Genomic DNA, 19,084 nt, shown 5'->3' with positions numbered 1-19,084 from the left:
GAGCCGTTAAAGAGAAAGGTTAAGTCAGCTGCAGCCGCTTAGGGCCTGTCTGACAGCGCCCCCTTTCACCGCCTTTCTCGGAGCTCTCAGACACGCTCTAGGAAGGAGGCGGCGTATATTTTCGTACACTCATCCACACCTGAAGCGTGTTGTCGACAAGCAGCACGGTTTTAAGCTCAATCGTGTAGTCTTGATCAAATATGTTGCGGTATACCTTTTTATCTAGTATTTTTCGGGCAAATTGAGCATTGGAGTCAATGTCGTAGATGCTCTGTCCGATCAGGATCGATAAATCCTCTCTAACCTGCTTGAGCAGCTCGCTTTGCGTCATGGCATCAAGCTTTGGCCTTGCTGCTTCATTGCTTTCCTCTTCAATTCTCAGCTTTATACTTTTAATAACAGTATGTTGCGATTTGTACTGAGAAAGATTGTGAATGTCCTCCTCATATTGAAGCAGCTTCGCTTGCAGCTCGATGCGATCATGATAATAGGCTTCAAACTGTACGATGTGCAAGGCGTTCAGTACAATAGCCCCGATAATTACACCAATAAGAAAAGCTCCGCTCATGCTTAAAAATGTAGTGAATCGCTCAAAGGGAGGAAGACGCATTACGTCACCGCTCCCTTGCAAATCAGTTTGACCAGCTCTGTTGCCGTATGCGCGCCGAGAAAAGCAAAAATGATAAAGCAAACCTGCTGGATAGCTGGTGAAATGAGTCCAGCGCTTATATTGCTTTCGATCACTCGAACAGGATCGATCGACCCGCCAATCGCCGCTACAATAGCCCATATTTTCAAGCGTACAGCAGTATCTAATATGACAGTTGCAGGCGGCATCAGCATAAAGACCGCACCTACCCCTGCAATCATTGAGCCTCCCAGCACGATGCCGAAAGCGACGAAAAAGTCAAGCCCGGCTTTTGATAAAAACTCGTTCATACGGAACCCTCCAATAGCAATCATTATGTTTCATTGTATGGGCGTGTCCATATAGATTATGATAAAATAATAGCAATATTAGAGGAGGTTTAAAAAGCTGGACTTTGATGACGATGTAACTTCGTTGTAGCGTATTCGACGGCGAATCTTGAACGCTAGCGAAGGGATTATGCTTCCGAAGTATGTTTCCTGCGGAAACATGTAGGTGCTCACGTAGCTTATTGCCTACGCTGTGCTCCTCGCCTTCTAGTATCGTGTCATCTTCTAGGTCCTGAAAGCCCAGCTTTTTGAACTTTTATTTAAAGGGGAAGTTCAAAAGATTCAAATGCTTGTAGTTAAGGAGAGTGACGAATGATGAGCAATTCATTGGCGACGGATTATGTCCATCTTCATGTTCATAGCGAATACAGCCTTTTAGATGGAGCCGCGCGCATTCAAGAGCTCGTTAAAACGGCTGCAAGCAAAGGGATGAAGGCTCTTGCGCTAACTGATCATGGGGTTATGTATGGGGCAATTGCATTTTATAAAGCATGTAAGGAGCACGGTATTAAGCCTATTATTGGCTGTGAAATCTATTATACGGCTGGCTCGCGGTTTGAGAAGGGCAGCCGCAAGGATAATCCGATCTATCATTTAATTTTGCTGGCGATGAATGAGCAGGGCTATCGCAATCTAATGAAGATCGTGTCGATTGCTCAGCTGGAAGGCAACCACTATCGCCCGCGGGCAGATGCCGAGACGCTTGCTGCACACGCCGAAGGCATTATATGCTTGAGCGCATGTCTTGGCGGCGAGGTCAATCAACAGCTGCTGCATGGGAGCTGGGATGATGCGGTTGCAGCCGCGCTGCGCTACAAGCAAATTTTTGGCGATCGCTTCTATCTGGAGCTGCAGGATCATGGCTTGCTGGAGCAAAAGCGCGCAGGCTCCATGATGATTGAGCTGGCCGAGCAGCTTGATATTCCTCTAGTGGCAACCAATGACGTTCATTATGTTGCACAGCGTGATGCCGAGATGCAGGAGGTGCTGATTTGCATTGGCACAGGCAAAACGCTAAAGGATGAAGAGCGGCTGAAAATGGACACTGATCAAATGTATCTGAAAAGCGGCGAGGAAATGCTAGAGCGTTTCGCTCACGTGCCGCAAGCAATTGCCAACACGAAGTTGATTGCCGATCGCTGTCAATTGGAAATTACACTCGGTCGAGCGAGGCTGCCGCAATTTTCACCGATTCCCGATACGTATAACACGGCCAGCTATTTGAAGACGCTTTGCGAGGATGGGATGCTGCTTCGCTACGGCAGCGATGAGCGATGGAATACAGACCCGGCCTTTCGCGAGCAAATTGCACAGCGGTTAAACTACGAGCTCGCTGTTATTGAACGGATGGGCTATAGCGACTACTTTCTTATTGTTTGGGACTTTATTCGTTTTGCCAAGGAAAGAAAAATTGCAGTAGGGCCAGGGCGCGGATCGAGCGCAGGCAGTCTTGTAGCTTATGTGCTGAACATTACGGATGTTGATCCGATCAAATACAATCTCATTTTTGAGCGCTTCCTCAACCCGGAGCGGGTAAGCATGCCCGATATCGATATTGACTTCGATGACGAGCGGCGTGATGAGGTTATTCATTATGTAGCGGCAAAGTACGGAGAAGAGCATGTTGCGCAAATTATTACGTTTGGCACAATGGCAGCGAAAGCAGCGATACGCGATGTTGGACGCGTGCTGAACGTATCATTCCAGGAGGTAGACCGCGCAGCCAAGCAAATTCCTGGCGGGCCAGGCGTGACGATCACTCATGCACTGGCATCCAATCCGCAGCTGCAGGAGGCGTATAACCAGCAGGTCGGCACTCGGCAAATGATTGAGATGGCGATGAAGGTTGAAGGAATGCCGCGTCATTCATCCACACATGCTGCTGGTGTCGTGATCGCTTCACAGCCATTGACAGATTACACTCCGCTGCAGCATGGCAGCGATCAACTGGCCTTGACGCAATACTCGATGGAGCATCTGGAAGCGATTGGCTTGCTTAAAATGGATTTTCTCGGCCTGAGAACGTTGTCGATTCTTGAGCGTGCTCACCGTTGGGTAGAGCAATTGTATGGCAAAAGCGTAGATTTTAAATCGATTGCCGACGATGATCCGCTTACCTACGAATTGCTCGGCAAAGGCGAAACAACAGGAGTGTTTCAGCTGGAGTCGGCAGGGATAAGGCGCGTGCTTAAGGAGATGAAGCCATCCGACTTTGAAGATATTGTATCTGTTGTTGCACTTTATCGACCAGGGCCGATGGAGTTTATTCCGAAATATATTGATGGCAAGCACGGTAAAATAAATGTCGAATATCCACACGACGAACTTCAGCATATTTTGCAGGATACTTACGGTATTATAGTATATCAGGAGCAAATTATGCAGATTGCTTCTCATATGGCCGGCTTTTCTTTGGGAGAAGCCGACCTGCTGCGGCGAGCTGTTTCAAAAAAGAAACGCGAGGTGCTGGATGAAGAGCGTGCTCACTTCGTCAAAGGCAGCCTGCAAATGGGGTACGATGAAAGCAGTGCACATGCGGTGTACGATATGATCGTCCGCTTCGCCGATTATGGCTTCCCGCGTGCGCATGCCGTAGCCTATGCGGTGCTCGCTTTCCGCACCGCCTGGTTTAAAGCGCATTATCCGGCCATCTTTATGGCATCGATGCTTGCTTCGGTAGCCGGCAATATGCAGAAAACCGCTCAGTATGTGGACGAGTGCAGACGAATGGGGATTATGGTTCTGCCGCCTTCGGTCAATGAAAGCCAAATGAATTTTACACCGACCGAGCAGGGCATTCGCTTTGGCTTGTCTGCGATTAAAAATGTAGGCACACAAGCGATTGATTCGATCATTAAAGCGCGCCAAGCAGGGCCTTATGCAAGCCTGATCGATTTTTGCAAGCGAGTTGATCTGAGAGTGGTCAACAAGCGCGTGCTGGAGTCGCTTATTTTAGCCGGAGCGCTTGACGGGCTGGAGGGACATCGGGCGCAATTGCTTGCCGCGCTTGATGATTGCTTGGAGGCCGTAACAAAGTGGAAGAAAGAGCGGGACGAGCTGCAGCTTGAGATGTTCGGCTTTGAGGAAATCCAAAACTGGGATGTGGAGCTGCCAGACATTCGCCATTTCACCAAGCATGAGCAGCTGGAGCATGAATATGAGCTGCTCGGCATGTACTTGTCCGGACACCCGCTTGATGAGCTGCTCAAAGGGATCGCTGGCGTTAAAACGGATCAGCTTGTTGATTTGTTTGAACGTGAGGATGGCGCCTATGCAGTTGTACCTGTGCGGATTGCTTCACTCAAGTCATTTACAAGCAAAAGTGGTAAGCAAATGGCGTTCGCCGCTGTTGAGGATGCGCTCGTTCGGTTGGAGGCTGTTATCTTTTCCAAGCTTTGGAGCAAGCTGGCCCAGCAGCTGGCCAAGGACAAGCTGGTGCTGATGCTGGTTGAGCTGCAAAAGCAGGAGGAGGAGCTGAAGCTGATCGTTCACGATGCAGCGCTCGCTGCTGACAATCGCTATGAGACGCTGCTGCCTGCCGCCAAGCACATGCTGGCACAAGCACAGAGACGCAATGAAACGGCGTCTTACAGCAAAAGCAAATCTGCAGCAGAACAGCGGCCAGTGAAAACGGCTGGTCAAGCAAGCTTGGAGGCGCAGCACGCTTCCAGACAAGCAGAGCAGGCCGAGACGCAAGCGAAAAGTAAAGTTTTTATTAAGCTGCCGCAGCCTTTGCAGCAGCAGACGGTTTTAGTGAGCCTGCAGCAAATTTTACGGGCGCACGCCGGTCAGCAGCAGACGGTGCTGTTTTATGAAGGCAGCGGCCAAATTGTTGCCTTAAGCGATCAATATCGCGTCAGCTACAGCGAGCAACTGGTTCAGCGCGTCGAGCAGCTGCTTGGCGATGGCACGATTGCGATCAAGTAAGCTTATTTGTTTGCGTATCCAAAAAAGCTGGAATCGTTTGGTGGATAAGCTTTTCAACTAAGGCAAAACGCGGTAATATCATTTGCCGTATTGTCTGTTGTTATGTTATCATGAGTTCATCATGCGGCCTTTGATTGGGAATAGCAGCTATACAGCCCTTCCCCATACAAAGGCTAAGGTGATGTTGTAGGAGGTAATACCATGTGGACGGTATTCTATATTGCTCCATCCGAGAGAGCAGCAGAGAACATAAAAAACAAACTAACACAAGAAGGATTTCTCGTTAAAATCCGTCCTGTCAATTTGTCCAAACAGCAATTCGAAATTCTAGTTCCATCTGGTGAGGTAGAAGAAGTACGTGAAATTTTTGACAGCATTATTCGCCTGTAAGCTAGATCCTTCGATTGTGCCCAAAGAGGTGTGAAACGTGCAAATTAAAGATCTATTTTCGAAAAAAAAATATGCCACGATACCAACGGAGCGCCCCAAGCGGGAAGTGCCTGAAGGGTTAATGAACAAATGCAGCAAATGCGGCAATATCCAGTACAGCAAGGAGCTGGAGAAAAATTTAAAGGTTTGCTCCTCATGCGGTCATCACGGTCGTTTAAATGCGAGAGAGCGCATTGCGATGACGCTGGATGATGGAATTTTTGTAGAATACGATGAAATGATGGAATCAGTTGATCCATTGGATTTCCCGGGTTACAAAACGAAGCTGGAGCAGCAGAAGGCAAAATCTAATCTGCGCGATTCGGTTGTAACCGGAGAAGGCAAAATCGGCGGCTTCCCTGTCGTGATTGCCGTTATGAGCTTTGACTTTTTTACAGGCAGCATGGGCTCGGTAGCCGGAGAAAAAATTACGCGCGCAATTGAAAGCGCACATCTTAAAAAGCTGCCGCTTATTATTTTCTCTACGTCAAGCGGTGCACGAATGCAGGAAAGCATTCTGAGCTTGATGCAAATGGCGAAAACAAGCGCCGCACTGTCCAAATTCCAAGGCGACGGCGGACTTTATATTTCTGTATTTACTGATCCTACAACTGGAGGCGTATCGGCCAGCTTTGCTAGCTTGGGAGATTACAACCTGGCTGAGCCAGGCGCATTAATTGGCTTTGCGGGTCGTATCGTAATCGAGCAAACGATTCGTCAAAAGCTGCCTGACAATTTCCAGACGGCAGAATTCAATCTACAGCATGGTCAGCTCGACAAGGTTGTTCATCGCAAGGATATGCGCTCAACGATTACGAAGCTGCTGGACATGCACTGTGAAAAGGAGGAGGTTGCTTCGGATGAGTGAGTTGCCATTTGAAAAGCCACTTAATGAGCTTCGTAACAAAATTAAAGAGCTGAAAAGCTTAAGTGACGGAAAAGGCATCGATTTTTCCGAGGAAATTGCTAGACTTGAGGAACGCTGCAAGGAGCTTGAGGACAATATGTATCGCGAGCTGACTGCAGCGCAAAAAATGCAGCTAGCGAGACATCATCAACGTCCAACGTCGCTTGATTTCATCCAAGCGATTTTTACAGATTTTATAGAGCTGCATGGCGATCGTCTATTTGCTGATGATTTGGCAATAGTCGGCGGGCTTGCCAAGTTTAATGGCAAACCTGTTACAGTTGTAGGCCATCAGCGAGGCAAGGATACGCGCGACAACATTGCCCGCTTTTTCGGCAGCCCTCACCCTGAAGGCTTCCGCAAAGCGCTGCGCTTAATGCAGCAGGCCAACAAGTTCAAGCGCCCAATTATTACATTTATTGACACGAAAGGAGCCTATCCCGGCAACACAGCAGAAGAGCGTGGGCAATCTGAAGCGATTGCGCGCAATCTGCGGGAGATGGCTGGTTTTGGCGTGCCAATAATTTGTGTTGTTATCGGAGAAGGCGGAAGCGGCGGTGCGCTGGCGCTAGGTGTCGGCAATCGCGTGCTCATGCTCGAAAACGCTATTTATTCTGCAATTTCGCCTAACGGTGCTGCTTCGATTTTGTGGAAGGATGCATCTCGTGCCGACGAAGCGGCTGAGGCTATGAAAATTACAGCGAAGGACTTGCTCGAGCTGGAGATTATCGAGGAAATTATTGCGGAGCCGCAAGGCGGAGCCCATCGTAATTTGGAAGAGCAGGCTGAATCTATCAAGCTTTCAATCGCCAAGCATTTGGACGAGCTGCTGCAAATGTCAGAGGCTGAGCTGATCGAGGATCGCTATCACAAATTCAGAAAAATTGGCCACTATCGTATGGCGGAGGCAGAAGCTGGTCAAGCTATAGAATAGCAAATGCATTGTTCAAGTAGAATCTTATCGCTTTATCATGCAATTTCTGTTGCAATGGTGCTATAAAAGCGATAAAATTATAGATTGTGTATAGTAATGAATTTCAGGCATTAAACGGAGGAACCTATCATGCGCAAAACTAAAATCGTTTGTACAATTGGACCATCCAGCGAATCGTTGGAAAATACGAAGAAACTAATCAATGCAGGAATGAACGTTGCCCGCTTGAACTTCTCTCATGGAGATTTCGAGGAGCAAGGCAATCGTATTAAAAACATTCGTGCAGCGAATCAGGAGCTTGGTACTTCAGTAGCAATTTTGCTAGATACAAAAGGTCCAGAAATTCGTCTTGGCAAGCTGAAGGAAGAACCAATCGAGCTTGTGCAAGGAGATACCATTACAATTACAACAGAAGATATTCTAGGAGATCGCAACCGAATTCCTGTAACGTACAATAATCTTCCTAACGATTTGTCAGTTGGTTCAACAGTTCTAATCGATGATGGTTTAATAGGCTTGAAGGTTGAAAGCATTAAAGGTACAGAGATTCATTGCCGCATCGTAAATAGCGGTCCGATTAAAGGCAAAAAAGGTGTAAACGTACCGGGCGTGAAAATTTCGCTGCCAGGTATTACAGAAAAAGATAGAAACGATATCATTTTTGGAATTGAAATGGGCATCGACTACATAGCCGCTTCTTTTGTCCGCAAAGCAAGCGATGTTCTAGAAATTCGCGAGCTGCTTGAGCTGCACAATGCAACCCATATTCAAATCATCTCCAAAATTGAAAACCAGGAAGGCGTAGACAATCTGGATGAAATTCTTGAGGTGTCTGACGGTCTAATGGTAGCGCGCGGTGATCTTGGCGTGGAAATCCCGGCTGAAGAAGTACCACTCGTGCAAAAAATGATGATTAAAAAATGTAATCTTGCAGGCAAGCCGGTTATTACTGCTACCCAAATGCTTGATTCCATGCAGCGCAATCCGCGTCCTACTCGCGCTGAGGCTAGTGACGTAGCGAACGCTATTTTCGACGGAACAGACGCGATCATGCTTTCTGGTGAAACAGCTGCTGGTAAATATCCGGTAGAATCTGTAGAAACTATGTCTCGAATTGCACAGCGTGCGGAAGAAGCGCTTGAATATCGTGAAATTTTCCTTAAACAAGCGAGCGCACAGCAAAATTCTGTTACCGAAGCGATTAGCCAGGCAGTAGCGAATGCAGCGCTTGACTTGAATGCGAAGGCGGTAGTCACGTCTACACATAGCGGTTTTACTGCGCGTGTCGTGTCCAAATATCGTCCGAAAGCGCCGATCATCGCTGTTACGCCTTCTGAAAAAGTAATGCGTGGTTTGGCTCTATGCTGGGGCGTATTCCCGGTTAAAGGCGAGGAAGCAAAAACAACGGATGAAATGTTTGAAATTGCGGTACAGGGCGGCTTGAGCACAGGCTGGTTGTCTGTTGGCGACACTGTTGTTATTACAGCAGGCGTACCTGTTGGTCGTGCTGGCACAACCAATCTGATGAAAATTCATCATATCGGTGAATTGCTTGCGACTGGACAAGGCGTAGGCAGCCAAAATGTAACAGGTAAAATCGTTGTAGCTCGCAACGCAGAGGAAGCGAATGCGAAGGTTCAGCAAGGCGACATTCTTGTTACAGTTGCGACTGACAAGGACATGATTCCTGCTTTTGAACGTGCTGGAGCGGTCATTACAGAGCAGGGCGGCATTACGAGCCATGCAGCAGTATGCGGAATTAACTTGAGCACGCCAGTCGTATTGGGCGTAGCCAATGCTACTGAAATTTTGCAGGACGGCATGGAAGTAACGATTTATGCGGAGACCGGGTTTATTTACTCTGGTCAATCGAAGGTTCTATAATCAATTACGCTGCAAGGCGTTAACAAGAGCGACGGTGCTATGGCATCGTCGCTTTTTTATTGGCGTAGACTCTCTGAGCCTCCGCTGCATGTCGGTGCAGTATGTGACGCAGCATCCTGTTGATATGATGAGCGGACGCTACGGCACAAAGGGCTCTTGCAGTCGCTTTTTAAAGTCAGATTCTGGAATGAAGAGATCGGAAGAATCGGCCTTTAAAGACGACCCACTGACGTTTTCCAGAATTCCTTTGTGTCGAGCTTGCCTGCGCAGCTCTGATCGTTCCCAAAGGATGCCCAGCATCGTAGTGGATGTCTATCAGCATAATTGCATCAATTGCGGATACTTGCTTATAATCTAAATAAGTATATTGCAGCAGAGGAGGCTCAATACGCTCGACTTTTGAGCCTATATGGAATAGTAAAAGGAGCAATCGACATGGCAAATAACTGGTTTGTTCACCCGATTCGGGTAAGATATCAGGAGACTGACCAAATGGGTGTTGTATTTCATGGCAATTATGTAACCTGGTTCGAAATTGGACGTACAGAATGGATAAGAAATATCGGATACTCCTATGCCGATTTAGAAAGCAAGGGGCTGCTGTTTCCTGTTATTGATTTGGCTGTCAGCTATGGGTTGCCTGCGAAATACGATGACATGGTTATCGTCTGCACACGAATGAAGGAGTTCACACCACTTCGTATGGAATTTCAGTCGCAGGTGCGCAGAGTAAGCGAGCAGCATTTTAAGGCTGCCAGCTTCCAGTCCGAGGAGCAATTACCAGGCGAACTGCTCGTACACGGCGGAACGAAGCATGTATGGGTAAATGAGCACTTTAAGCCCACACGCTTGTCGAAACTGATGCCTGAGCTGTATGAAAAGCTGACAAACCTCTGTAAGAGGTAGTTTAAAAAGCTCGACTTTGATGACGAAGTGTTTTGCTGTAGCGTATTCGACGGCGAATCTTGAACGCTAGCGAAAATTCCGGTGCTCACGTAGCTATGCTCTACGCTGCGCTCCTCATTTTCTACTAGCGTCCAAGCTTCTTGGTCCTGAAAGCCAAGCTTTTTAAACACATATTTAAAGAGGAAGTTTAAAAAACTCGACTTTGATGACGAAGTGTTGCGCTGTAGCGTATTCGACGGCGAATCTTGAACGCTAGCGAAAATTCCGGTGCTCACGTAGCTCTGCTCTACGCTGCACTCCTCATTTTCTACTAGCGCCCAAGCTTCTTGGTCCTGCACTCAAAAAGCACCAGCGAAGGAGCAAAGCATCCGAAAAACGAAGAGGGTCGCCTTTAACATCGTAATGCAACATATAAAAATTAAATAAGAAAGCATTACGCTTTAAAAAGCGACTGTAGGAATGTCTTGCTCCAGAGAACTGCCAAACAAAAAAAGCACCAGCGGAGGAGCAAAGCATCCGAAAAACGAGAGTGTGTCGCCTTTAACATCGTAATGCAACATTTAAAAAATCAAATAAGAGAGCATTACGATTTAAAAAGCGACTGTAGGATGTTTTGCTCCGGAGCGCTGATTTAAAAAGCGACTGTAGGATGCATTGCTCCGGAGCGCTGAAAAGAACATTCATAAGCTCAACTATGAGTACGCTACGATCGCTTCGTAGCACACCCAAAACAAAAAAAGCACCAGCGGAGGAGCAAAGCATCCGAAAAACGAGAGTGTGTCGCCTTTAACATCGTAATGCAACAATTAAAAATTAAATAAAAAAGCATTACGATTTAAAAAAGCGACTGTAGGATGCATTGCTCTGGAGCGCTGATTTAAAAAGCGACTGGAGGATGTTTTGCTCCGGAGCGCTGATTTAAAAAGCGACTGGAGAATGCATTGCTCCGGAGCGCTGACTAAAAGGAAGGTGAAGATAACGATGAGAAAATGGCTTCCTGTAATATTAATACTGTTTCCAATTCTCGAAATATGGGGGATTTTGCTAGTCGGCGATTGGCTTGGCGGCTGGAACACTTTTTCGCTTATTCTTTTAATTAGCTGTATTGGGGCAATCGCAGCTATTTATGAAGGGCGCAAGGTAATGGAGCAAGCCAGATTGCAAATGAGCCATGGACAAATTCCAGGACGCTCCTTTGTAAATGGTGTTTGCATTCTAGTCGGCGGCCTGCTCTTGATCATCCCTGGTTTTTTATCGGATATTGTCGGGATATTACTGCTAATCCCTTTTACGCGCCGCATTTTTGAAGGCATAATTCTGAAATGGATTGAAGCCGCGATGAATAGTGGAAAATTTATTATGCGCCGCTACTAATTTTAACAATTCCTTAACATTAGTTGACATTATATTTAATGAATGTCGGATATAGTTTGGCTATTGCAGTATTTGCTGATTTTCAGTTGAAAAAACACTGCACAGGGGGAAATCTCATGTCGAAGCAAATATCACCTTATCTTAATCGAGATTTAAGCTGGGTTGAGTTTAATCGAAGAGTGCTGCAAGAGGCTCAGGATCCGGAAAATCCGCTGCTGGAGCGGGCCAAGTTTCTTGCAATTGTATCAAGCAATATGGATGAATTTATGAGTGTGCGCGTGGCAGGCATTCATGAACAAATTCGTGCCGGCTTAGTAAAAATGGATTTTACAGGCTATTCGCCAGCGGGCTTGTGGAAAAGATTGCTTAAACGCACTAAAAATATGGTGAGTGAACAATACCGCGCCTACCGCGAGCTTATGAAATGTCTGCATAAAAAGGGCATATTTATAAAGGAGTATGATGAGCTAAGCCTGACTGCGCAGAAGGCGATGGCCGATTATTATAATGAAATCGTATTTCCGGTTATAACGCCAATGGCCGTTGATCAAAGCCGTCCTTTTCCTCATGTACATACGAAGGAGCTGTATCTTGCAGTGACGCTCGGGATTGAGGGAGAGGAGACTACGGAGGAGCCATTATTTGCAATTATCCAAATTCCTTCGATTTTGCCGCGCTGTGTACCGATTCCAGGCCGCAGCAATAGTAAAAAGCAAGAGTTTATTTTGCTGGAGGACATTATTACAACGTTCATTGATACTTTATTTACAGGCTACAACGTATATTCTGTCAGCCCGTTCCGCCTGACTCGCAATTCAGATCTATCGATTGATGAGGAAGGGGCCGAGGATTTGCTGGAGGAGATCGAGAAGGAGCTGCGCCGCAGAAAATGGGGGGCGCCTGTGCGACTTGAGGTTGAGTCTGATATTGATCCGTATGCGCTGCAAATTCTTAAGGAAGAGCTGGAAATTGACGATGGTCTGTATACGATTGACGGACCGCTTGATTTAAGCTTTTTGATGAAGTTTTCCAGTGCGGTTACCGGACATGAGCAGCTGCGCTACAAAAAATATGAGCCCGAGTATCCGAAGGAATTCGAAACTGACCAGGATATTATGAGCGTAATTGCCGAGCGTGACGTGCTGCTGTATCATCCGTATGAATCGTTCGAGCCGGTCAATGAGTTTGTTTGGGAGGCTGCACAGGACCCTGATGTGCTGGCGATTAAGATGACCATGTATCGTGTAAGTGGTCAGTCCTCGCTAGTCAAGGCGCTGGAAAGCGCTGCTGCTGCTGGCAAGCAGGTGACGGTTATTGTCGAGCTTAAAGCGCGCTTTGACGAGGAAAACAATATCGCATGGGCCAAGCAGCTTGAAAAAGCAGGCTGTCATGTTGTATACGGCTTGGTAGGCTTGAAAATCCATGCGAAAATGCTGCTCGTTGTACGCCGCGAAAAAGATGGACTAAAGCGTTACGTGCATGTCGGCACAGGAAACTATAACGAAAATACGGCTAAGCTGTATACGGATATCGGCTTAATGACGAGCAATGACATTATTGGCGCCGATACATCTGCTTTATTTAATGAGATTACGGGTTATTCTGCGCCGCGCGATTGGGAAGCCTTCGCGGTAGCGCCAACTGGCTTGAAAACGAAGCTGCTCGAGCTGATTGATCGGGAAATTTCCCATGCGCAAGCGGGCAAACCAGCCAAAATTATAGCTAAAATGAATAGCCTTTCCAATCAGGAAATGATTGATAAGCTCTATGAAGCCTCCACTGCGGGCGTCAGCATTCAGCTTATCGTGCGCGGCGTATGCTGCTTAAGGCCGGGACTGCCGGGTATAAGCGACAATATTCAAGTCATTAGCATTGTGGACCGCTATTTGGAGCACTCGCGAGTCATATATTTTTACAATGACGGCGAGGAAGAGCTTTACTTATCAAGCGCGGATTGGATGACGAGAAATTTGCAGAAGCGCGTGGAGCTAATGTGCCCTGTTTTTGATGACAGCCTTAAGCGGACGCTAATCAATATCCTGAAGCTAAGTCTGGACGATAATAAAAAAGCGAGAGTATTGCGAGTAAATGGGCAGTACGAGCATTTTGAGTTGGGAGAGGAGCAGCCTTTCCGCAGTCAATTTGCTGCCCAGAAGGTGAAAAGCTGGAAGGAAGCAATAGTCGAATAACCTAAAACGGGGTGTTCAAATGGTCAGGCTTCATTGACCTTCTGACACCCCTTGCTTGCATTTGTCGGTGAGGCGTCTAGTTGACGCTTGTAACAAGCTTTAGCACAGGCTTGACGCCCCATTGCTTTTTGAAATCAGAGGCGATCTCGGCTACTTTAAGTGCCTCCAGCTGCAAATCCGAGCTTGCCTTGGCTGTGATATAGAGCTTTTCCGCTTCTATCTTTAGCTCCAGGCTATCAATGCTATGGGTTTCACTGCGATCCAGCGCGATAGCAAGCTGTAGCAATGTGCCAAGGCGGTAGATCAGCTCAAGCTCGTCATTGGAAATTAGCAGACCATAGCTTTTGAGCTCCGCCCTCGCCTTGCTTTTGCTGCGATAGGAGGCTATTGCGGCGACTAGCAATATTTCTTTATGGCTTAACCCGTTCAAATGCGAATGGACAATCAAGTAAAAGGTGTGCTTGGCAAAATTGTAGTATTCAATCGCTGCGCCGATACGATAGAGCTTCGCTGCTGTCAACAAATAGACGGAATAAGGCTGCTTGCCTTCGTCATTCTCCATCAGGCAGCCAAGCAGCTGCTCTGCTATCCAGCTGACATGCTCGACATGATCGCGCGAGGCAGCGGTGTGCAGCGCTACAATATTTTCAATGCTGTAGTCAAGCGGATTTTGCTGCATCGGTTGCTCTGGAAAAAACAGCTTATGAAATACACCATCTCGCAAGCCGGCACCGCAAATGACATATTTGGTCGCTTCAACATATTGAAAGACAGTGCTTAATATTGCGACGCCGGGAATAATAACATCGACGCGATCCTTGCTAAGGCCCTCTGTTTTTTTGCGCTTGTCTTGAGGGAGCTGGCGCAGCTGCTGAAACAGCTCGTCCACTTCAAGGGCCTGCAAATGATAATTGTGCGTTTGCGCAAATGGATAATCGATGGCTGCCTGATGGATTTTGCCCACTGCTCGCGCAGTGCCGCCAACTGCAATCAGGGGCAGCTGTTTATAGCGGGCTATCCACTCATGCTGCGCTAATGCCGCGGTTACCTCCTGTCTCAGCTCAGCCAGAGCAGCATCGCTCAGCCCTTCCTTGCTGTCGAAGCGCTTGTTAAGGCTAACGCAGCCAAAGGGAAAGGAGAAGCTGTGAACAATCTTCCGATCAAGAAACAGTGTCAGCTCGGAGGAGCCGCCACCGATATCAAGCAGAAAGCCATCCTGCACGGCAATGGAGTTGATCATTCCGAGAAATCCGTATTCTGCTTCTTCTACTCCGGACAAGACACGTATTTTCAGTCCGGTAGCTTGTTCGACTTGTTTAATAATTTCATTCTGATTGCCGGCATTGCGAATAGCTGCCGTTGCAATGGGCACAATTTCAGTTAGCTGATGCTGCTTGGCCAGCAGCATAAATACGGACAAGGTTTCGATCAGCAAATCGATGCCTTCCTGGCTTAAAAAGCCTTGCTCATTGATTCGACTGCTTAAGCGAGCTGCACGCTTGCTGCCATCGACAACGCGATGGGCACCGTGTTCAGTCTTCTCATAAATGACAAGTCGAATCGAATTCGAGCCGATATCAATAATGCCATAACGTTGTGACATTTTATTCCTCCATTATGTAATCTCGTTCAATAGTTTAACATAATATTTCACAACTTATTAGTCGTGTTCAAAAAGTCTGCTTATTTATGCTATAATAGACAGGCTGTGAGAAAATTTTTCCTGATACATTTTATCAATGAAGGCGATAAAGCATTTCTATCTTCGCTTATGTTCACTTTTTTGACAAAATCCTATATCATTGAATTTGATGAGTTTAGGGTGTTATCTGGAATGAAGTACGTACACATTCAATAATAAAGGAGAGGGAACGATGACAGCAACAAAAGGTCTTGAAGGTATTGTGGCAGCGCAATCCTCTATCAGTTCTATTATTGATGGAGTTCTAACATACCGCGGCATTAACATCGACGAGCTTGCTGAAAAGGCATCTTTCGAAGAAGTTGCCTATTTATTGTGGTATGGTAAATTGCCTAACCGTAAAGAGCTGGCTGATTTGCAGCAAAAGCTGGATCAATATGCTGCAATCCCGAACGAAGTGATCGAAACGATCAAGCTGTATCCAAAAAATACAAACTCGATGGCAGCTCTTCGTTCAGCAGTTTCCAGCCTTGCGCTATATGATCCGATTAGCGGCGATATGTCTCTAGAAGCTAATCAACTGAAAGCGATTAAATTGCAAGCGCAGCTTCCTACTATTGTTGCGGCATTTGCTCGCATTCGCGAAGGACAAGAACCAATTGCTCCTAAGAAAGGCGTTTCAATTGCGCATAATTTCTTGTATATGCTTACTGGAGAAGAGCCGGACAGTGTTGCTGTAAAAGCATTGGATCAAGCGCTTGTGCTGCATGCTGACCATGAGCTTAACGCTTCTACATTCGCAGCTCGCGTTACAGTTGCTACGCTTTCTGACATCTATTCTGGCGTAACTTCTGCAATTGGAGCATTAAAAGGGCCGCTTCATGGCGGTGCAAATGAAGCTGTTATGGTTATGCTGGAGGAAATCGGCTCCAAGGAGAATGTAACGGCTTACATCGACAATGCTTTAGCGAACAAAGTGAAGATTATGGGCTTTGGACACCGCGTTTACAAAAACGGCGATCCGCGCGCCAAGCATCTGCAAAAGATGTCGCTTGAGCTTGGCAAGCTGACAGGCAATCTGGAGCTTTATGAAATGTCCACGCAAATCGAGGAGCTTGTTACAGGCCGTAAAGGCTTGAAGCCAAATGTCGATTTCTACTCTGCTTCCGTCTACACAGCTTTAAAAATTCCACGTGACTTGTTCACACCAATCTTTGCAGTCAGCCGCGTATCTGGCTGGACCGCTCATATTTTGGAGCAGTATGAAAACAACCGCTTGATTCGTCCTCGCGCAGAATACGTCGGACCAACTCAAGCCGCCTACATTCCAGTGGATGAGCGCTAAGCCGCTTATACTAGAGTAATTTAAGCATTAAACTTTATTGAGGGAGGAAACTATTACATGTCTCTATTTGAAAAATTTGCAATGCCTGTTGAAGGCGAAAAAATTACAATCGATAACGGGGTATTGCAAGTACCGAATCAACCGATCATTCCTTTTATCGAGGGTGACGGAACTGGCCGCGATATTTGGAAGGCTTCCAAGCGCGTGCTTGATGCAGCAGTAGAAAAAGCCTATAACGGCGAGAAAAAAATTGCATGGTATGAAGTATTTGCTGGTGAGAAAGCATTCAACACATACGGCGAGTGGCTGCCTGCTGATACTTTGACTGCGATTCGCGAATATATCGTAGCGATTAAAGGGCCTCTTACTACGCCTATCGGCGGCGGTATTCGCTCCTTGAACGTTGCGCTTCGCCAAGAGCTTGATTTGTATACTTGCTTGCGTCCAGTACGTTATTTCAACGGTGTTCCTTCTCCGGTAAAACGTCCTGATCTTGTAGACATGGTTATTTTCCGTGAAAATACTGAGGACATTTATGCAGGTATTGAGTATCAAGAAGGCTCTGACGCTGTGAAAAAAGTGATCGAATTCCTGCAAAAAGAAATGAATGTCAACAAAATTCGTTTCCCTGAAACATCTGGTATCGGCATTAAGCCAGTATCCTCTGAAGGCTCCAAGCGTCTTGTTCGTTCTGCGATCGAATATGCGATCAAGCACGGCAGAAAATCTGTAACGCTTGTTCACAAAGGCAATATCATGAAGTTTACGGAAGGCGCGTTCAAAAACTGGGGTTATGAAGTTGCTGAACAAGAATTTGCAGATAAAACCTTTACTTGGGGTCAATATGATCGCATTAAAGAAGCTGAAGGCGTAGACGCTGCTAACAAGGCTCAAGCTGAAGCGGAAGCTGCTGGCAAAATTATCGTTAAGGATGCAATTGCCGACATCGCGTTGCAGCAAGTATTGACTCGCCCGACTGACTTTGATGTAATCGCTACGCTTAACTTGAACGGAGACTATCTATCCGATGCGCTTGCAGCTCAAGTTGGCGGTATCGGTATCGCTCCAGGAGCAAACATCAACTACTTGACTGGTCATGCGATCTTTGAAGCTACGCATGGTACAGCTCCTAAATATGCAGACAAAGACGTTGTAAACCCAGGCTCTGTTATTTTGTCAGGCGTTATGCTGCTTGAGCATCTAGGCTGGCAAGAAGCTGCTGACCTGATTTACAAAGGTATGGAAACTGCAATTAACAACAAAACCGTTACTTATGACTTCGCACGTCTAATGGAAGGCGCGACTGAAGTAAAATGCTCCGAATTTGCTAATGAAATTATTAAGCATTTGGCATAATAAGTATTGTAAAGAGAGCCCTCAGTACGGCTCTCTTTATAATATTGTCAGCTTATCCTGATCTGCTGACAGGAAGCTTGTCCAGCAAAGATTGCTGCAGATAGGCTTGAAGCTCGAACGAATAGCGACGCAAACGCTTTAGGAGGGCAAGTCAATGGCGATCAAACGTAAAAAGATATCTGTTGTTGGCGCAGGCTTTACGGGGGCGACAACGGCATTAATGCTTGCGCAGAAGGAACTTGGCGATATCGTGCTGGTAGATATTGAGCCGCTGGAAAATCCGACGAAGGGCAAGGCGCTGGATATGCTTGAGGCTACGCCTGTTATCGGCGTGGACGCCAGCATTACAGGTACGTCAAGCTATGAGGATACAAAGGATTCCGACATTGTCATTATTACAGCTGGAGTTGCTCGCAAGCCGGGAATGAGCCGCGATGATCTTGTTCATACCAACGCAGGCATTGTCAAATCGGTATGCGAGCAAATAAAGGCTACTAGTCCGAATGCTTATGTTCTCATATTAAGCAATCCAGTTGATGCGATGACATTTACGGCTTACCAAACGCTTGGTTTTCCTAAAAACCGCGTTATTGGCCAATCTGGCGTATTGGATACAGCGCGCTACTGCACCTTTATTGCACAAGAGCTTAATGTGTCGGTGGAGGATGTTCGCGGCTTCGTGCTCGGTGGGCATGGCGATGATATGGTGCCGCTGGTACGCTACTCCAATGTAGCGGGAATTCCAATTGAAAAGCTCATTCCAGCAGATCGAATCGAAGCAATCGTGCAGCGCGCTCGCGTTGGCGGCGGTGAAATCGTCAGCCTGCTCGGCAATGGCAGTGCCTACTACGCCCCTGCAGCATCCTTGGTGCAAATGGCGGAAGCGATTCTCAAGGATAAGAAGCGAATTCTTCCTGTTATTGCATATCTGGAAGGCGAATTTGGCTACAATCAGCTATTTATGGGCGTGCCGGCTATTCTCGGCGGCGATGGTATTGAGAAGGTAATAGAGCTTGAGCTGACTGCTGAGGAGAAAGCAGCGCTTGATCAATCAGCAGCCTCGGTTGCAAGTGTAATTGAAGTTGTCAAATCAGGCTTAAGCATTTAAAATGCGGCTTGTATCAGGAGGACCCTGTCGTTCCAGCAGCTTATCGTTCAGCTCAACACGCTGATTGGCAGTTGAAGGAAGACAGGGTTTTTCTACAATAATCGA

Annotated in this window: 14 protein-coding genes; 11 read left to right on the top strand and 3 right to left on the bottom strand. The window is 46.9% G+C overall.

What is annotated here, in order from left to right:
* Positions 1-97: 97 nt before the first annotated feature.
* Positions 98-568 (bottom strand): sporulation membrane protein YtrI, encoded by a 471-nt coding sequence (locus KJS52_RS13180; protein WP_213515807.1) that lies wholly within the window; start codon positions 566-568, stop codon positions 98-100.
* Positions 569-609: 41 nt separating this feature from the next.
* Positions 610-939: a YtrH family sporulation protein gene (locus KJS52_RS13175; RefSeq protein ID WP_213515805.1), complete on the bottom strand. Its 330-nt coding sequence runs from the start codon at positions 937-939 to the stop codon at positions 610-612.
* Between the two features lie 354 nt (positions 940-1,293).
* Here KJS52_RS13175 and KJS52_RS13170 point away from each other — a divergent pair, with 354 nt between their 5' ends.
* The 8 genes from KJS52_RS13170 to ppk1 all read left to right on the top strand — a co-directional run bounded on the left by KJS52_RS13170 (position 1,294) and on the right by ppk1 (position 13,528).
* On the top strand, positions 1,294-4,905 hold the full coding sequence (locus KJS52_RS13170; protein WP_213515803.1) for a DNA polymerase III subunit alpha: 3,612 nt from the start codon (positions 1,294-1,296) through the stop codon (positions 4,903-4,905).
* 201 nt (positions 4,906-5,106) lie between these two features.
* Complete coding sequence (locus KJS52_RS13165; RefSeq protein ID WP_213515801.1) at positions 5,107-5,295, top strand: glutamate decarboxylase; 189 nt, start codon at positions 5,107-5,109, stop codon at positions 5,293-5,295.
* Positions 5,296-5,332: 37 nt separating this feature from the next.
* Entirely contained in the window at positions 5,333-6,202 is an 870-nt protein-coding gene (gene accD / locus KJS52_RS13160) for an acetyl-CoA carboxylase, carboxyltransferase subunit beta (RefSeq protein ID WP_213515799.1), read from the top strand.
* Positions 6,195-7,175, top strand: a complete 981-nt coding sequence (locus tag KJS52_RS13155) for an acetyl-CoA carboxylase carboxyltransferase subunit alpha (protein ID WP_213515797.1) — start codon at positions 6,195-6,197, stop codon at positions 7,173-7,175. The genes accD and KJS52_RS13155 overlap by 8 nt, the downstream gene beginning before the upstream one ends.
* Before the next feature lie 129 nt (positions 7,176-7,304).
* On the top strand, positions 7,305-9,059 hold the full coding sequence (gene pyk / locus KJS52_RS13150; RefSeq protein WP_213515795.1) for a pyruvate kinase: 1,755 nt from the start codon (positions 7,305-7,307) through the stop codon (positions 9,057-9,059).
* A 435-nt stretch (positions 9,060-9,494) separates the two neighbouring features.
* The gene (locus KJS52_RS13145) at positions 9,495-9,965 is read left to right on the top strand and encodes an acyl-CoA thioesterase (RefSeq protein WP_213515793.1); all 471 of its coding nucleotides are present in this window, start codon (positions 9,495-9,497) and stop codon (positions 9,963-9,965) included.
* 981 nt (positions 9,966-10,946) lie between these two features.
* Positions 10,947-11,339 carry an FxsA family protein gene (locus KJS52_RS13140; RefSeq protein WP_213515787.1) on the top strand — a complete coding sequence of 131 codons (393 nt, stop codon included), beginning with the start codon at positions 10,947-10,949 and terminating at the stop codon, positions 11,337-11,339.
* A gap of 116 nt (positions 11,340-11,455) precedes the next feature.
* A complete protein-coding gene (gene ppk1 / locus KJS52_RS13135) occupies positions 11,456-13,528 on the top strand; it encodes a polyphosphate kinase 1 (RefSeq protein ID WP_213515785.1) in 2,073 nt (690 codons plus the stop codon).
* Between the two features lie 76 nt (positions 13,529-13,604).
* Here the strand turns inward: ppk1 and KJS52_RS13130 are convergent, their stop codons facing one another.
* Entirely contained in the window at positions 13,605-15,131 is a 1,527-nt protein-coding gene (locus KJS52_RS13130; RefSeq protein WP_213515783.1) for a Ppx/GppA phosphatase family protein, read from the bottom strand.
* A gap of 271 nt (positions 15,132-15,402) precedes the next feature.
* On the opposite strand from KJS52_RS13130, the gene citZ reads away from it, so the two are divergent.
* From citZ to mdh, 3 genes are all read left to right on the top strand, one after another.
* Positions 15,403-16,515, top strand: a complete 1,113-nt coding sequence (gene citZ, locus KJS52_RS13125; protein WP_213515781.1) for a citrate synthase — start codon at positions 15,403-15,405, stop codon at positions 16,513-16,515.
* 57 nt (positions 16,516-16,572) lie between these two features.
* Positions 16,573-17,871 carry an NADP-dependent isocitrate dehydrogenase gene (icd, locus tag KJS52_RS13120; protein ID WP_213515779.1) on the top strand — a complete coding sequence of 433 codons (1,299 nt, stop codon included), beginning with the start codon at positions 16,573-16,575 and terminating at the stop codon, positions 17,869-17,871.
* A gap of 154 nt (positions 17,872-18,025) precedes the next feature.
* A complete protein-coding gene (mdh, locus tag KJS52_RS13115; RefSeq protein ID WP_213515777.1) occupies positions 18,026-18,979 on the top strand; it encodes a malate dehydrogenase in 954 nt (317 codons plus the stop codon).
* The last annotated feature ends 105 nt before the right edge of the window (positions 18,980-19,084 follow it).

Source organism: Paenibacillus montaniterrae (genome assembly GCF_018403185.1).
GTDB classification, from domain to species: domain Bacteria; phylum Bacillota; class Bacilli; order Paenibacillales; family Paenibacillaceae; genus Pristimantibacillus; species Pristimantibacillus montaniterrae.
This window is presented reverse-complemented; position numbering and strand designations above follow the sequence as displayed.

What these genes read in the sequence shown, in the direction of transcription:
- KJS52_RS13180 (WP_213515807.1), bottom strand. Translation starts at nt 568, where the DNA reads ATGAGCGGAGCTTTTCTTATTGGTGTAATTATCGGGGCTATTGTACTG.
- KJS52_RS13175 (WP_213515805.1), bottom strand. Translation starts at nt 939, where the DNA reads ATGAACGAGTTTTTATCAAAAGCCGGGCTTGACTTTTTCGTCGCTTTC.
- KJS52_RS13170 (WP_213515803.1), top strand. Translation starts at nt 1,294, where the DNA reads ATGAGCAATTCATTGGCGACGGATTATGTCCATCTTCATGTTCATAGC.
- KJS52_RS13165 (WP_213515801.1), top strand. Translation starts at nt 5,107, where the DNA reads ATGTGGACGGTATTCTATATTGCTCCATCCGAGAGAGCAGCAGAGAAC.
- KJS52_RS13155 (WP_213515797.1), top strand. Translation starts at nt 6,195, where the DNA reads ATGAGTGAGTTGCCATTTGAAAAGCCACTTAATGAGCTTCGTAACAAA.
- pyk (WP_213515795.1), top strand. Translation starts at nt 7,305, where the DNA reads ATGCGCAAAACTAAAATCGTTTGTACAATTGGACCATCCAGCGAATCG.
- KJS52_RS13145 (WP_213515793.1), top strand. Translation starts at nt 9,495, where the DNA reads ATGGCAAATAACTGGTTTGTTCACCCGATTCGGGTAAGATATCAGGAG.
- KJS52_RS13140 (WP_213515787.1), top strand. Translation starts at nt 10,947, where the DNA reads ATGAGAAAATGGCTTCCTGTAATATTAATACTGTTTCCAATTCTCGAA.
- ppk1 (WP_213515785.1), top strand. Translation starts at nt 11,456, where the DNA reads ATGTCGAAGCAAATATCACCTTATCTTAATCGAGATTTAAGCTGGGTT.
- KJS52_RS13130 (WP_213515783.1), bottom strand. Translation starts at nt 15,131, where the DNA reads ATGTCACAACGTTATGGCATTATTGATATCGGCTCGAATTCGATTCGA.
- citZ (WP_213515781.1), top strand. Translation starts at nt 15,403, where the DNA reads ATGACAGCAACAAAAGGTCTTGAAGGTATTGTGGCAGCGCAATCCTCT.
- icd (WP_213515779.1), top strand. Translation starts at nt 16,573, where the DNA reads ATGTCTCTATTTGAAAAATTTGCAATGCCTGTTGAAGGCGAAAAAATT.
- mdh (WP_213515777.1), top strand. Translation starts at nt 18,026, where the DNA reads ATGGCGATCAAACGTAAAAAGATATCTGTTGTTGGCGCAGGCTTTACG.